Raw genomic sequence first — 16230 nt, 5'->3', positions numbered from 1 at the left:
TAACTCCGCTCGACTTGCATGTGTTAGGCACGCCGCCAGCGTTCATCCTGAGCCAGGATCAAACTCTTAAATAAAAATGCTCGAATTTTTGGGTTCCATTTAAATAAATTAATATTTAATGGAAACTCAGCTTTTCGCTGAGAAGGTATCTTACACAAAATCAAAGATTTTGGCAATCTACCTTTGCTGGCTTAATCTATACTGTTTAGTTTTCAAAGACCTCTTTAAGGGCTTGTGCCCCATCGCCTTGTTGCGGCGACTTACTTAATATATCATATCTAAAATATTATGTCAACACTTTTTTTGCATTTTTTAATATTTTTGTCGAAATGATTGCCGCTGCGATTGGCGACTTGTTTACTTTAACACTTTATAATAATATTGTCAATATACTTTTTAATGTTTAATAAAATTTTAAAATTGAAGTTATATCTTTTTCTATATGAATTACATGAATTACTTAGTATGAGAAGAAAATATATTACTATTTCTCCTCATACTTCTACAATACTATTTTACAATTATATATTACATTTAAGCTATTTAATGTTTAAGTAATTAGCAATATTAGAATCCTTATTTAAAACACCTTTTATTTTTGAAGTCTTACTACTCATAATAACAGTAACACCAGGACCATGTCCTGACTTAATACAATCACTATGAACAACAACCCCTATTGATACTGACCCTTTTAGATATTGTCTTCCATATGTGTTGTCACAGTCTCTAAGCATAACTAGGTCCCCAAATCGTAGCTTATCTATGCCAAATTGCTTATTTGCTTCTAAATCACCAGTCATAATATCATAATCTCCTGAAAAAGCTGTAGTACTTCCAATGCCTGATCCCATCAAATATGCAGGTATTTCCGTTACCACTGGCACTTCCAATACCCCTTCCTTGCTTTCTTTAATACCTAGATTTTCAAATAGCACTGGGTCTATATTCATACAAGTTACATCCTCATGTCCAGCTATTTTAAGACCTTGTCCATAAGCTTTAACTAATATTGTGTCATTAATAGCCATTTTATCTAAGTCTTCATCTTTAAAATATAATAAGACATGGTCAATTCCTCCATGCATCCCTGTCACATAGCCTTTAGCACCTTTAGCATCCCCTGTTATAACTTTTGCTTCATTTCCAATACAAGAAAGCAGCATTAATGCATCATTTTCACCTTTAGTTTCATTTCTTATACTAACGCCGGGTTCAATATGGTCTCCTATCCACTGCATACAACTATCACCTATTTTAACATTGTAAGTAATGCCTCCTGTTGCTGGTAGAACCTCTGCGACTCCATCCCTATTAACTCTATACAGATGGAGTGCACTTGGACTATGAATTTTACCCTGTACTGATTGCATTACTAATCTGCTTTTATTTGTTTCCATTATTAATCTCTCCCTTTAATTTATTTCGTATATCTAAACTTCTATTTTTTTGTTAAATTTCCTGTTTATTTTCTAAATACTTATAAAGAAATCTACGTTCTTTATATCTCGTATAGAACCACAAATTTTTAAGGTAGCTATTAAAAAATTGGTATGGCCTTCATTCTATATATAGGCATAGAAGATAGGTGCTATAGTCGTTATAATACTACTTTTTTCCTAATATTTTAAATATTGTAGAATTCCTATTCTTTTTATTATATACTCTATTTGGAGGGTTTTATTAGTAGTTATTTGTCGAAAATAGTCTCGTATGATATGTTAAAGCCAATTTAAAGGGCTACAATTTAGTCTATACTAAAGGGGAGGACACACTTATGAAAAAAAGCATAAGAAACAAGATTATGGGAGGTTTTCTATTAATTATTCTACTATTGATTGGTCTAGGCACCTTTTCTTTTATTAGTTTTTCTAATATTCATAAACAGATGAATCACATGACACAGCTAAGCTTTGAGGGAATTAATACAGCTAAGGACTTGGAGATTGCCTCTCTGGAAAAAATTTCATCCCTAAGGGGTTATCTTCTTACCAGTGACCCAACTTATCTTGATACCTTTCAAGATTACCAAACAGTTGCCACAGAACTAGCTGAAAAAACCATTGAATTATCCTATACAGAAGAAACTATTGATCTGTCTACTAAGATGAATGTGTTAAATAAAGAATATGATGTATTAGCTGATTCAATTTTTTCTCTACATCGTTCTGGTGAAACCACAAAGGCAATTGAAGTTATGCTAAAACAATCTTATCCAAAGGCTATGGAGTTAAGAATAGCTTCAGACGACCTTATTACTCTTAAGAATGATGATATTGAAATAATAGAAGCTTCAATTAACAGTTCAATAAATAATATTATGATGTTAACAATAGGTATTATTGGATTTATAATTATATTAAGCATTTCTATAGGAACATTAGTTACAAAAAGCATTGTAAGTCCTATTAAAAAATTAATATCTATATGTGAAACAGTAGCTAATGGAGATTTAACACAGGATATTTCTGTAAATACAAAGGATGAAATTCATACATTAGCTGAGGCCTATAACCAGATGGTGCTTAACCTACGTAATATTATCCATCAAACCTCTGAAGCTTCTGAACAAGTAGCATCTACCAGTCAACAGCTTTCCGCCTCTTGCCAAGAAGTATCCGCAACTTCTGAAGAGGTAACCAGCAGTATTACAGAAATTGCTAGAGTATCTGATGACCAATCTATTATAGTAAATGACTCCACGGAAAAAGTAACCGATATAGCAAGTAATATACATGAAGTATCTAATAATATACATATTATTAATGAATCATCTAAAACAACTCTAAGAACCGCTGAAGATGGTATACAAAGTGTCAAAGAAGCAGTTGAGAAAATGAACAATATTAAAACATCTACAGAAGAAGCTTCTAATTCTATTCAACAATTAAACGAGAGTTCTAAGGAAATTGAAAAAATAGTAGATGCTATTAGTGCCATTGCAGATCAAACTAATCTTCTAGCACTAAATGCAGCTATAGAAGCTGCTAGAGCCGGAGAAGCAGGTAGCGGTTTTGCCGTAGTGGCAGAAGAAGTACGTAAGCTGGCGGAACAATCTGGTGACTTCGCAAATAAAATAGGTTTACTTATTGTAGATATACAAAGTAGAATTGAAGGAACTGTAATATCCATTACCAACAACGTAGACGAAGTTAATACTGGAGCCATTGCGGTTGATATAGCTAGTAAAAATTTTGGTGTAATAGTATCAGAAATAAATAGTGTAGCAATGAAGGCCCAAGATGCAACCCATCTGACAGATATTGTATCACAAAATATTGAAGAAATTGTTAATGGCTTTAAAAATATTTCTTCTATTTCTCAAAATATCGCATCCTCCACAGAGGAAATTGCAACAGGCTCTGAGGAACAGGCCGCTACCATTGAAGAAGTTGCCAATTCTGCATCTTATTTATCAGCCATGGCACAACAACTTCAAAGTTCTATTGCCATTTTTAAATATTAAAATTTGTTTGATGCTTCCCATCGATTTCTGATTTTAAAAAAGGAATTTGAGAATCAAAGATTCTCAAATTCCTTTTTTAATTCTATTTGTTTTTTAACTTTACCATCTATGGCAGGATCCTGGACCAAAACCTCCCATAAAATTATTTCTTCCTGATCCTCTGTTATTTCTACTTCTGTATTGTCCCATCATTCCTTGACCATATCCATATTCATTATGATGTTCTTCCATACGATCAATTTCCTCATTCCAATATTTAGCATCTTCTTCAGTAATTTCTCCATTTGTAACAGCTTCGTTTACTTGTTCTTTTCTCCACTCAATCATGTCTTTATACCATTGTGGTGCCTCTTTTCCACTATCTGCAAAAGCTACAATTCCCATTGATAAAACTAGAACTGCAATAATAGATAAGATTGTAAATTTTTTCATATAAGTAACCTCCTATATAATATATTCTTTTCTATTTATATATTAGGTTAAGAATGTGAAGAACTTATGAAGAAAAACTCATTATTTTAATTATATTTCTTTAAACCTTTAGACTTATTAAAGTTTAAAAAATCGAAATCTAGTACTAACTTAGCTTTTTCTTCTGGAAAAATAGATTTTCCTTCTATATACTTATTCATAATCTTTAAACATTCACCTATCATACTTCCTAAAATAATAGCTGATACTAATGTCCCTATATGAAGTCCCTTAATTTTTCCAAAGAAGATTATACTGAAGGTTAGAGAAACTGTAAAGCAAACTAAATCAAAACCTGTTTTAAATTTTGCAATTTCTATATTTTTTGCCAAACAGATTTCCTTTACAAAGGTATCGAAGGGTAAAATTGGATAGTTACTCTTTATAAATGCAGCAACCCCTATTGAAATAACTATGGAACCAAAAGTAAATAGTCCTATTCTTTCAACAAATGTATTAGCTGTAACAGATGCTAAAATTAAATTAAATAAATCTATAGCTATACCAAATAAAAAAGCTACTATAAACGACATTAAATATTTTATCGTGAGCCTTCTAATAATAATAACTAAAAGAAGTAATACGAATCCATGAACAATATAATTCCATTGACCAAAGGTTATCTTTGTAAAATATAGACTTATAACATAGGGTACAGATGTTGCCACGGACACTCCTAAATTTGATTTAATAACTAATACGACACCAAGACTTAAGCAGGAAAGCCCTAGCAAAAATATAAATAAATTATTAATCCTTAGCTTTTTCATATATACCTCCATAAAAGATTTAGGTGAAGTTTAAACTCCACCTAATCAAGTTTTTTTTATTGTAACAACAGTGCTAATGGATAACCTATAAATGATACAATCAACGTAGTAATTACAACAGTAATTGCGCCATACTTAAATATTGTATTACCATCACTGTATTCTTCTCCATACAATACGGCAATTGAAGCAAAAGAAGCTGGAACCATATAAGCAAGTGCTCCTGTTAATGTTGTTGAAAGAGCTATAGCAAAAACACTAAGATTATTTGTACCAAGGGCAATAGATACTCCAACCCCTGTCATAAGAACTACAGTTGTAACATTTGATGAGAAATTAGTCATAATACTTGTGAGACCAACTATCAAGACCACTATTAAAATACGTGGTAAACTTTCTGTAACAGGTACTATATTTTGCACAATAAAATCAGTCAATCCAACTGTTTCTTTTGTAACTACTCCACCAAGAAGAACCGCAGCTCCTACTAGAAATATTACTCCCCAAGACATCCCTTCTGTAAATGCTTTCTTAAGATTAAGAACAGGCTCATTATCAACTTCAAGAATGGCTAGCAACACTACTGCAATAATTGCAGGGAAAGTTGCTCCCATCTTAGTTAAAAATGCTCCCAATGCTGTTCCTGGAGCAACTATTGTAAGAATTCCTGGTAATACCCATAATAAAACTACTGTGAAAAAGGCTCCTACAGTTATTTTTTCTTTAATATCCATTGGTTTTATTTCGTCAAGTACATTTTTAACATCAAAATTTTCAAACTTGCTCATATCTGGTTTGAAAAATATTCTAAGTACAAGAAGTAATCCTGCAAAAATGAGTAATCCTGTTGGTACACCGTACATCATATAGGTAAGTAAGCTAATAGATTGACCTACAGCATTTTCATATATTCCCATACCTAATATTGCAAGTGGATGGGATATAGGTGTCATACCGCCAGCAATGTTTATTGAAAATGCCAATGCCATAGTAACCATATGGGGATACCTATCGGTTTTCTTATATCCAAGTTCTTTAAATATTTTATTTGAAAAATCCATAAAAAAGGCTGTAACAGGCACAGGGTCTAGGAATAGCCCAACAATTAAACCAAGGGATATTAATGATATAGTAAAAGTCCATGGGCTCCTATTAACAAACTTTCTGCTCATAAACCAGGCAGTAAGTCTTGCTGTAAATCCTGTTGAGTTAAGGGCATAGGTAAGAATAAAACTAGCAATTACGAACATAGTAACCCATGAACCTAAAGAACCTATAATTGCATCATTTAAACTCATAACTCCTGTTAAAGCAAAAAATGGAATACATAATAAACTAGGCTATACCGTGTCTACTAAAGATAATAATAATACTGTACCAATAAAAACTCCTAAAACATCCATTCCCATTGGTGTAATCGGAGCAATTGGTGGCATTAATACAAATACCAACATCACAGCAAATGAAAAAATAATCTTTATTAATTTACTTTTTTCAATATTTATTGACTGACCCTTTACAGACGTTGACATAATTTATCCTCCTATATTATCTGTCGATATATTCTTTAGCTATCTCCTTATTTTCAAGAACCCTTAGGGCACCTAATGCTAATCCGTCCATTTCGTTTTCCCCTGGCATAACTTCCACAGGAGCAATAAATGAAATTCTTTTTTCTATAAGGGATACAAAATCGTTTGAATGAGCAATCCCACCAGTAATAATAGCATCCACAGCTCCACAAAGTACAGCAGATAATTCACCAATTCCCTTTGCAATCTGATATGCCATAGCTTCATATATTAATACAGCTTCTTGGTTTCCATCCTTAACCATTCTTTCAAGAACCCTCATATCATTAGTACCAAAGTAAGAGTTTACACCACCATTACCTCTAAGCTTTCTATGCATATTTCTTTTATCATAATCCCCAGAATAACATACATCTATCAATTTTTTACAAGGTACTCTTCCAGCTCTTTCAGGGGAGAATGGTCCTTCATCATCGGCTATAATATCTACAGCTTTACCTTTTCTATGAGCGCTTAGAGAAATACCTCCTCCAAGATGAGCAACAATAAAATTTAAATCCTCATACTTTTTACCTAATTTTTCAGCTACTTTAATTGCCATTGCTCTAGAATTAAGGGCGTGGAAGGTACTACTTCTTTCTATTCCAGCCATACCAGATACACGGGCTACAGGTTCTAGTTGATCCACTGAAACAGAATCATAGATAAACCCAGGGATTTCAAGGGCCTCTGCAATAGCATTGGCTATTAATGCACCTAAGTTTGAGGCATGTTCAACAACTGGATTGTTTTTAAGTCTGTCTACCATATCTTTATTAATTCTATAGGCTCCCGATTCAACTGGAGGAAGAATACCTCCCCTTCTAACTACGGCAGATAATTCTGTTAATTCACAACCTCCTTTTTTGAGAACTTCAAGAATTATATCTTTTCTATAATCAAACTGATCAGCTATATTATTAAACTTATTTAATTCCTCTGGTGAGTGATCGATGGTTTTTGTAAAAACCATCGATTCTCCAGAATATAAAGCGATTTTAGTTGATGTAGAACCAGGATTGATTGCAAGTATTTTATGTGACATTTTTTTACCTCCGCTATTATCCTACTAAGCTCATACCATGCTTAAAGGCTTCTATATTAATATCAATAAATTGTTTCTTTACATTTTCTCTTATTATTTTTTCCCAATCTATACCCTCTAGCTTCATTGACTTTACAGTAGCGCCTAATAAAATAATATTCATAACCTTAGAATTTCCCATATCTTTAGCATGTTTAGCTGCATCTACAACTATAGTATCTACTTTACTTGAAATTTCTTCAACTATACCTTCTGGATAATCAACTTTTCCAGAAAGAATAGATATTGAACCAATCTCATAATTATTAAGGATAACTTTTCCATCGGTTTTTAAATATTCAAGCCATCTCAATGCTTCCATTTTTTCAAAGGATACCAATATATCAGCTCCACCTAACTCAATTACAGGAGATTCTACTTTTTCCCCATATCTAACTTGGGAAGATACAGAGCCTCCACGTTGGGACATTCCATGGATCTCGCTCATTTTCACATCATATCCAGCCTCCATAAGACCAGTTGTTAATAACTTACTTGCAAGAATTGTTCCTTGTCCCCCTACCCCTACTAATAGAATGCTTTTTACCATATTATGCTTCCACCTTTCCTATAGCTTTTACAGGACAAACCTGAGAACACACACTACAACCTACACATTGATCAAAACTAATAGTTGACTTTTTAGTCTTATTATCAAAGGATATAGCAGGACAACCTGTTCTTACGCAAGCTCTACAACCTATACATTTATCATGATTAACCTCATATTTACTTTGGAATGCACCATTAAATTCTTCCTTATCTTGAGCAGATAATTTCTTTAATACACAAGGCCATCTTGTAATAATAACAGAAGGTTCATCGAGGCTTAAAGCCCAATCGAAGGCATTTTTAACTGCAGTAAGATCATTTGGATCTATACTTACAATATTTTCAATATTACATGCTCTTACAAGCTTTTCAATATCTAATTCAGGTGTTTCCATGCCTTGTATCGTATATCCAGTTCCTGGATTTTCCTGATGTCCTGTCATTCCAGTAATTCTGTTATCTAATATTACTGTAACAGTATTACTTCTATTGTAGGCTACATCTATAAGAGCATTTATCCCTGTATGGAAGAATGTTGAGTCGCCCATTACTGATACAACCCTCTTGTTATTGTCCTTATTCATGTTGAATATTTGTTGTGCTCCATGTCCTGTACTTGCACTGGCACCCATACATATGTTAAAGTCCATAGCATTGTATGGATCTGCAAATCCTAGTGTATAACATCCAATATCACCAGCAACCACAACATTCTTTCTCTTTCCTAGTTGGTGGAAAAATCCTCTATGAGGACATCCTGCACAAAGTGTTGGTGGCCTTGAAACAACCTTTTCTTCATTATAATCTACAGTTTCATTGGTCTTTCCAAATATAGCTTTTCTTATAACATCTGGAGTCATCTCTCCATATGCTGGGAAAAGATTTTTTCCAAAGCAATCGAAGCCTAAAATTCTCACCTGATCTTCAATATATGGGTCATTTTCCTCAATGACATATATTTTATCAACCTTGCTTGCAAATTCCTTTATCTTTTCAGTTGGAAGTGGATTTGTAAATCCTAATTTTAAATAGGATGCTGAATCTCCAAACACTTCCTTTGCAAATGTAAAGGCAGCACCTGAAGCAATTACTCCAACCTTAGTATCATTCCATTCAATATAGTTTAATTCTGTCTTATTAGAGAACTCTAATAGCTTATGCATTCTTTCTTCAACTTTTACCCTCATTTTTCTTGCAAAGGCTGGTACAGTCATATATTTATTTATATTTTTCACATATTCTTTTATAGGAGCATCTTGTCTTTCGCCACATTCTACTATTCCCTTTGAGTGACATACTCTTGTTGTCATTCTTATCAAAACAGGGGTATCATAAGCTTCACTTATTTGAAATGCAGCCTGTATCATATCTTTAGATTCTTGACTGTCAGTTGGTTCAAGCATTGGGATCTTAGCAAATTTTGCATAGTTACGATTATCTTGCTCATTTTGGGATGAATGTTGACCTGGTTCGTCAGCTGTAATTAAAACCATACCCCCATTAACTCCTGTATATGCGAATGTAAACAGTGGATCTGCTGCAACGTTAACCCCTACATGTTTCATAGCTGCTAGTGACCTAGCACCAGCAATAGATGCACCAATAGCAGCCTCTAAAGCAACCTTTTCATTTGTCGCCCACTCTGCTAAAATATCCTCTTTATATGTTGCAATATTTTCAAGTATTTCAGTACTCGGTGTTCCAGGATATGCAGAAGCATATCTTACCCCAGCTTCATATGCGCCACGAGCAATGGCTTCGTTTCCTGTTAATAATTTTTTCATATTTTCACTCCTTATTATTTTAAATTAATAATATTATTTATAACGACTTAACTGCTGATGCAGATAACACAAGAGATAAATATTTTTCTTCAGAACTAGCTCCCCTTGATGTTAAAACTATAGGAACCTTTGCTCCTACAATAAATCCTGCCATTTTAGCTCCAGCTGAATATACAAGAGATTTTCCTAAAATATTTCCTGCAGTTATGTTTGGAACAATTAAAATATCAGCATCTCCAGTGACAGGGCTATTAAAGCCTTTTATTTCTGCAGATTCTTTGCTCATTGTTAAGTCATAGGATATAGGTCCTTCTACAATACAGTTTTTGATTTCTCCTTCAATGTTCATTTTCTTTAGCTTACTAGCATCCACAGTTTCTGGCATTTTGGGATTTTCATTTTCCACAGCAGCTAAAACTGCAACTTTAGGTTCTTCATAGCCCATATCTATAAATGTGCTAACAGCATTTTCTATGATTTGCTTTTTTGTATCTACATCTGGATACATCATCATTCCACCATCCGTAACTGCCAGCAGTTTATGGTAGGTTGGTATTTCATGAATGGCAATATGAGACATTACATTACCGGTTCTAAGACCCTTTTCCTTATCAACTACAGCCTTTAATAAATCAGCAGTTTGAATTTTTCCCTTCATAATAAAGTCAGCTTTATTTTCGTTAATAAACTCTACTGCCTTTATCGCTGCCTCTGAATCCTCTTTAACATCAATAATAGAAGATTCATCTAAGCTTTCTTTAAGGTTATCAAGTACTTCTTTTATTTTTATTTTGTCACCTATAAGGATTGGATCTACAATATTATCTTTTTTAGCACGAAATACCGCCTCTAATGTATGTTCATCTTGGGCTACAACTACTACAACTCTCTTTTTTACTTTTGAATTTTGAACCTTTTCTATTAAATCTTTAAAACTTTTAAATATCATGTCTCTCCTCCTTTATTTTCATATCTTAAAAATACTCTATTAACTGATTAGATATATAATACGTTAAATTTTTGAAGCACTAAATAATATAAAGCAAAATTCATGCCAAAAAAAATACAGGCCTTAGACCTGTATTTCTACGAATTTTCATAATAAATATTATTCTGTAAATTGCGAAACTGTTATCTTAGATTAACATCCCGTTATCTTTGGTTAACATATTCAATAATTATTATTGTGATTTAATCTTCTTCCATAGGGCTGTCCTACTTATACCTAGCATTTTTGCTATTTCTGTCTTAGTCATTCCTTGACTAGAAAGCATATCTATTACCTTTTCTTCTACGTACCTATTAATTTCCTTTAAATCAATGGTCTTATGAACATCTTCAATATTATTATCTATTATTTCTCTTTTATCTAAATCTATTTCTTTAAAAATTACATATCTCTGAACAATATTTCTTAATTCTCTTGCATTCCCAGGCCATTGATAGTTTAGTAATTTCTCTTCAACATCTTTACTTATTTTATCAAGGTCTATTTCATTAGATAACTCTTTTAGGTAATGCTTAAATAGCGGAATTATATCCTTTTTTCTTTCACGAAGGGGAGGAATGTGTAATTCTAAAATATTTAATCTATAAAACAAGTCCCTTCTAAATCTTCCCTCTTCTACCATCGTCTTTAACTCTTCATTTGTGGCAGCAACAATCCTTATATCTAAAGGGATTACATAGTCTGATCCTATTCTCATTGTTTCTCTTTCCTCTAAAACTCTTAAAAGTTTACCTTGCAGATTTGGAGATACACTATTTATTTCATCTAAAAATATAGTGCCCCCATGAGCTAGTTCAAATAGTCCTGGCTTTCCTCCTTTTATAGCACCAGTAAAAGCCCCTTCTTCATATCCAAAAAGTTCACTTTCTAAAAGATTTTCTGAAATAGCTGCACAATTGATGGCTACGAAAGCTTCTTTTTTTCTTTTACTTATATTATGTATACTTTGTGCTATTATTTCCTTTCCAGTGCCACTTTCACCATATATCATAACTGTATTATCACTTTCACCTATTCTTTTTGCCTTTTCTACTACATCTTTCATTATAGGGTCAAATGCAACAACATCCTCAAAGATATATTTAGCAACGTGTCCCTTCTTGTTTAGTTCATATCGTATTTTTTTCTCTAAGCTTTGAAGCTTACTAATATCTTGAAATGAACATAAAACTCCTTCAATATTTTCATCTACCCTAAATATTGAAGTGTTTGCAGTAATAGTAATATTCTTCAAAGACCTAATCTCATTATTTTTATCCATCTTACTTTCAAGAACATCCATAATAAAATCAAGTTCTGGAAAAACATCAAGTAATTCTTTATTAATAACATCTTGTCTATCCTTCTTTAATAACTCCTTAGCCCTTTCATTATATAACCTAATTTTTCCTTCATAATTTACAGCAATAACTGCATCATGGACTCCATCTAATATTATTTTAAGAACCTCATTATTATATTTCTGTTCATATAGATTCTCTATCATATTTTTAGCATAGTTTATAGCTTCGTAAATTGATTCTTTACTAGCATTTATAAAAACATTATCCATGCCCCAGTTTCGTGCAAGAGAGCAAGGAATACCTCCACCAACTATTACAACATCATCTTTTTTTTCTAAATATTTATACACTCTGCCATAGATCTCATTTTTTGTATGAAATCTTTCAAGAATAATATTTGCATTAATCAAATCCTTCCATGCACCATAATCAAAGTAGTCTAAATCAGATATAACTAATACTATATCCTTATTATATTTTTTTGCTATTGTTATTGCCTGTAAAATATCTGGTGTAGTTACTTTTAAATGTATAACTGGAACACTAACAGTACCAACAGTATGACGATATCCTCCACTTCTAGCAACAATAGCCTTAACTCCTCTATTTTCTAATGCTTGACCTTGTTCATCTATAATATCTGAATTTAAAATATCTATGATTATTTCTCCGTTTTCAACTTCATTTCTAAATAATTCTATAATTCTATTTTTTAATTCTTCATCAGATGCTATTATTCCTATTTTTTTATCCATACATATCATTCCTTATTTAAAAATAATTTTATATTTTAAAGGGTAGAAGAAGTAATACATATTACTTCTTCTACCCTTTATTTTTCGGTCTTATTCAGATTGTATAATAATCTAAAAAATATTATTTTTGTATTTATCTAAAATTAACATAAAAGGATAACCTAAACCATAACAGACAATAGTTTGTCCTAAAGCTACCCATCCCATAATAGCCAGTAATGGAGTTTCATCTGGAGAACCTAAAAAGATATAATACAGCATAAGTCCTATAATAATAGCATTAACTATAATAGGCGGTAAAGGTGCTAATATCTTTTTACGCATTTTATAAGTAAAATATGCAGCAATTAATGTTGCTAAACTACCTACAACAATATCTAAAACTCCATAGGGTCCAATAATATTAGAAATTATAACCCCAACCGTTAATCCTGGTACTGCCGCTGGCGTAAAATAAGGCATAACCGTTAATACTTCGGCAATTCGCACTTGCATAATTCCATAGCTGAAGGGTTTAAAAACCTCAACTAAGACAACATAAATTGCTGCAATCATAGCGGCCTGTGTCAAAAACTTTGTTTTATTCATTTGTTATTTCTCCTCCCTAGTTTTATTTATTGTCAGGATGGTTTCGAACTGACATGTTGCTTAATATTCCAAATAACAAAGCCTATTAAACAACCTATCAATGATAACATGTTATGTTATGTGTTGTCAATTTAAAACTAGGGCTACTCCATAAATCATTGCAAACTTTATGACATTCTATCAATATAATTTTTTAGTACCATACCATCTTTAGGATTACATTTTAATGTCTTTGTATTCTCTTTTTCGAAGTTTTTTAGGTATACTGTAAATTGATCATCTTTTTTATCAATTTCATAGTTGATACATCTATACCCTTCATCGTATAACATCCTAAAGTTATCTATAATAGGATAATTAAACTCACCACCCATAAAATCATATCCTTTCAATTATATTTTATTTTAAAAAAGGAAAAATAGGTTAAAATACTCTTAATATGACTCTTATTAGATTTGGCTAATGTATGGTACTTTATACATAATGATCTAAGTAATGTTTCTTAAAAATTAAAAAACTATAACAATCATTAATATTTTGGAGGTATAATATGAAATTAGAAAAATTAAATGATCTCTATAAGCAAATTGCTACTTTAACACAAGGTGAGTATATAACAGGCTCCGGAAATGTAGATGCTAAAATTCTATTAGTAGGTGAAGCCCCTGGTGCAAAAGAAATAGAACTTAAGGAACCCTTTGTAGGACAAGCAGGAAAAAATCTTAATGAGTTTTTAGAAATACTTCAAATTAAACGAGAAGATCTTTTTATTACTAATGTTGTAAAAATTAGACCCCATAAAACTAATGAAAAGACTGGTCGAAAAATTAACCGCCCTCCAACTCAAGAGGAGGTACGTCTTTTTTCAAATATTTTAAAGGAAGAAATTAATATTATATCTCCTAAAATTATTGTAACCTTAGGTAATACTCCTCTAAAATCAGTTATGGCAAATAACAAGTTAACGATAGGTGCTGTACATGGCCAAATATTAGAAAAGGATGACCTTTTAATATTTCCTCTATATCACCCAGCGTCGATAATATATAACCAAAATTTAAAAGAAACATACTTAGATGATTTAAATAAATTAAAAAAAATAATAAATATAGATGTTTTTTTATAATTATAGGTTGATTTTTATTTTCATTTGTAATAAAATATATTAAACAGATTATTCTGTACATTTAGTTTTATGTATATATACTTGTTGATATAAATAAATATATATACAGTAATGACGCTGAATTCTTTATAAAGAAGCGGGGGAACCACTTTTTTGGGGTGAATCTCACTTTTGTGAGTAGGGTCAACTCCTTCGATCCGAATCCGTCAGCTAACCTCGTAAGCGTAGAAAGGGGAGACTACAAGCAAGGTATTTACCAAGGCTATAGTTTCTTATAGCCTTTTTATTTTTCTCTCCTTTTATTTAATTACTATTCTAACCTTATTCTTTTCTGTATTATTATTCACCTATTAATTCTAATAAAGGGAGGTATTTTTATGGATCAATTAAAACTAAAAAATCTTAGCGTTTTAGAAAAGGAGCTACTTACTGGAAAGGATCGTATACGAGTAAGAAAAGCGACCCCTAAAGACTTACAAAGTATATATCAAGTTGCATGTTCCGTTGGAAATAACAAGAAAGAAGCAAATCAGGGTTTTTTAATCGATGATTATTCTTCTAATCCTAAATACTATCAAACAAAATTACTTGAAAATATTTTTGAATTAGATCATTTTTATGTAGCCGAAAGTTATAACAAGGTTGTTGGTTTCCTAATCGCCTATACGAAGGAACAATGGCTGAAATATAACGAAGGGTGGATAGAAGAAGTTTATTGGAAGCCTGATTTTAACATTAAGAATACTAATGATTTCATTTTAGTAGATAAAACTGCTATTTTATCTCATCTAACTGGCAAAGGCATAGGAAGTGAGTTATATAAAAAACTAATATTTGATATAAAAACTAAAGGGATATATGATATTTTTGCAGAAACAATTATTAGTCCTACTCCAAATTTTGCGTCTCTATCTTTTAGAATAAAGCAAAACTATACCTTAGCTGGAATGCGCTATGAAGATTATCTAGATCAAGTTTTTACAACTCTTATATATCATAAATCTATATACTAAAATTTTCATGTTATTTCACTTGTCTATATCATAGTTTAAATATTACAAAAAATATTACTAAACTTCTACCTCTTTAATACTATAAAAAGCAGCTAAGCTGCTTTTTCTGCTAATCTAGAAAAGAATATTCTTCTCTAATTATTAGAGTCCTATACAAAATTAAGAGACTAATACTATTTTGAGCACTTGAAATTTATAATGAAAGTTAGAAATTTTAAGTGCTCTATGAAGTGTTACGAAAACAATAGTCTAATTTTAGTAGGATTCTTTCCTCATAGTTGCTAATACACGCATAAATAAATTAAAAGTATTTCTACGATCATCTTCATCTATTTTTTTTAGGTTATTTATTTTGTCTATATTATTTTGCTTTTCTTTTATCTTCATATCTCTATAATCATTTAAATTAATTACATTATTTTTATCCAAAATTCCACTTCCTTTGAAAATATTAAACTCCAAATTAAGTATATAAATTGATAATATTTGTCTTTTATACTACCGTAAAAAATGTTATAAATTTAAATAAAAATAAAACATTTCTTTATTAATATAATTTCTACTTATTTTTAAAAAATCCTTCTTAATTATATTACTTTTATCTTATAAAATTTCCCATATTGCTATGAACTTACTCTTATCTCAGTTTAAGTATTGGTCAAAATAATTAAAGAACTTATACATTTTTAGACAATAAAAAAACACAGTTACAATTTATGTAACTGTGTCTTTAAATATATCGCAGCGACCTACTCTCC

At 31.4% G+C, this 16230-nt stretch carries 16 protein-coding genes, 1 rRNA gene and 1 riboswitch; of the genes, 3 read left to right on the top strand and 14 right to left on the bottom strand.

Going from position 1 to position 16230, the window contains the following annotated elements; all coding sequences use genetic code 11:
* Positions 1-74: ribosomal RNA gene (locus KQI88_RS17665) — 16S ribosomal RNA — on the bottom strand; the annotation flags it as partial.
* 465 nt (positions 75-539) lie between these two features.
* Entirely contained in the window at positions 540-1400 is an 861-nt protein-coding gene (locus KQI88_RS17660) for a DUF4438 domain-containing protein (protein ID WP_216419641.1), read from the bottom strand.
* A 377-nt stretch (positions 1401-1777) separates the two neighbouring features.
* On the opposite strand from KQI88_RS17660, the gene KQI88_RS17655 reads away from it, so the two are divergent.
* Complete coding sequence (locus KQI88_RS17655) at positions 1778-3466, top strand: methyl-accepting chemotaxis protein (RefSeq protein WP_216419639.1); 1689 nt, start codon at positions 1778-1780, stop codon at positions 3464-3466.
* Positions 3467-3565: 99 nt separating this feature from the next.
* Here the strand turns inward: KQI88_RS17655 and KQI88_RS17650 are convergent, their stop codons facing one another.
* From KQI88_RS17650 to KQI88_RS17600, 11 genes are all read right to left on the bottom strand, one after another.
* Complete coding sequence (locus KQI88_RS17650; RefSeq protein ID WP_216419637.1) at positions 3566-3898, bottom strand: DUF2680 domain-containing protein; 333 nt, start codon at positions 3896-3898, stop codon at positions 3566-3568.
* 86 nt (positions 3899-3984) lie between these two features.
* Positions 3985-4707 (bottom strand): YczE/YyaS/YitT family protein, encoded by a 723-nt coding sequence (locus tag KQI88_RS17645; protein ID WP_216419635.1) that lies wholly within the window; start codon positions 4705-4707, stop codon positions 3985-3987.
* Between the two features lie 56 nt (positions 4708-4763).
* Positions 4764-6032 carry an SLC13 family permease gene (locus KQI88_RS17640; protein WP_330656264.1) on the bottom strand — a complete coding sequence of 423 codons (1269 nt, stop codon included), beginning with the start codon at positions 6030-6032 and terminating at the stop codon, positions 4764-4766.
* Positions 6033-6047: 15 nt separating this feature from the next.
* Positions 6048-6239 (bottom strand): hypothetical protein, encoded by a 192-nt coding sequence (locus tag KQI88_RS17635; RefSeq protein WP_216419632.1) that lies wholly within the window; start codon positions 6237-6239, stop codon positions 6048-6050.
* A gap of 16 nt (positions 6240-6255) precedes the next feature.
* Positions 6256-7323, bottom strand: a complete 1068-nt coding sequence (gene buk, locus KQI88_RS17630) for a butyrate kinase (protein ID WP_216419630.1) — start codon at positions 7321-7323, stop codon at positions 6256-6258.
* Positions 7324-7339: 16 nt separating this feature from the next.
* A complete protein-coding gene (locus KQI88_RS17625; RefSeq protein WP_216419628.1) occupies positions 7340-7912 on the bottom strand; it encodes an indolepyruvate oxidoreductase subunit beta in 573 nt (190 codons plus the stop codon).
* A 1-nt stretch (position 7913) separates the two neighbouring features.
* Positions 7914-9698, bottom strand: coding sequence for an indolepyruvate ferredoxin oxidoreductase subunit alpha (gene iorA, locus KQI88_RS17620; protein ID WP_216419627.1), 1785 nt, complete (start codon positions 9696-9698; stop codon positions 7914-7916).
* A gap of 37 nt (positions 9699-9735) precedes the next feature.
* Entirely contained in the window at positions 9736-10647 is a 912-nt protein-coding gene (locus KQI88_RS17615; protein WP_212381085.1) for a bifunctional enoyl-CoA hydratase/phosphate acetyltransferase, read from the bottom strand.
* A 232-nt stretch (positions 10648-10879) separates the two neighbouring features.
* Positions 10880-12745 carry a sigma 54-interacting transcriptional regulator gene (locus KQI88_RS17610; protein WP_216419624.1) on the bottom strand — a complete coding sequence of 622 codons (1866 nt, stop codon included), beginning with the start codon at positions 12743-12745 and terminating at the stop codon, positions 10880-10882.
* 111 nt (positions 12746-12856) lie between these two features.
* Positions 12857-13333: a QueT transporter family protein gene (locus KQI88_RS17605; RefSeq protein WP_216419622.1), complete on the bottom strand. Its 477-nt coding sequence runs from the start codon at positions 13331-13333 to the stop codon at positions 12857-12859.
* A gap of 167 nt (positions 13334-13500) precedes the next feature.
* Entirely contained in the window at positions 13501-13707 is a 207-nt protein-coding gene (locus KQI88_RS17600) for a hypothetical protein (RefSeq protein ID WP_212381082.1), read from the bottom strand.
* Between the two features lie 176 nt (positions 13708-13883).
* Here KQI88_RS17600 and KQI88_RS17595 point away from each other — a divergent pair, with 176 nt between their 5' ends.
* Positions 13884-14459 carry a uracil-DNA glycosylase gene (locus KQI88_RS17595; protein ID WP_216419620.1) on the top strand — a complete coding sequence of 192 codons (576 nt, stop codon included), beginning with the start codon at positions 13884-13886 and terminating at the stop codon, positions 14457-14459.
* 105 nt (positions 14460-14564) lie between these two features.
* A riboswitch (cyclic di-AMP (ydaO/yuaA leader) is annotated at positions 14565-14699 on the top strand.
* A gap of 137 nt (positions 14700-14836) precedes the next feature.
* On the top strand, positions 14837-15472 hold the full coding sequence (locus KQI88_RS17590) for a GNAT family N-acetyltransferase (RefSeq protein WP_216419618.1): 636 nt from the start codon (positions 14837-14839) through the stop codon (positions 15470-15472).
* Positions 15473-15727: 255 nt separating this feature from the next.
* Here KQI88_RS17590 and KQI88_RS17585 read toward each other — a convergent pair whose 3' ends face one another.
* Positions 15728-15901 (bottom strand): hypothetical protein, encoded by a 174-nt coding sequence (locus KQI88_RS17585; protein ID WP_216419616.1) that lies wholly within the window; start codon positions 15899-15901, stop codon positions 15728-15730.
* Positions 15902-16230 lie beyond the last annotated feature (329 nt).

The organism is Alkaliphilus flagellatus, assembly GCF_018919215.1.
Taxonomy (GTDB): Bacteria; Bacillota; Clostridia; order Peptostreptococcales; family Natronincolaceae; genus Alkaliphilus_B; species Alkaliphilus_B flagellatus.
The sequence above is the reverse complement of the archived record's forward strand: the minus strand, read 5'-3'. Positions and strand labels throughout refer to the sequence as shown.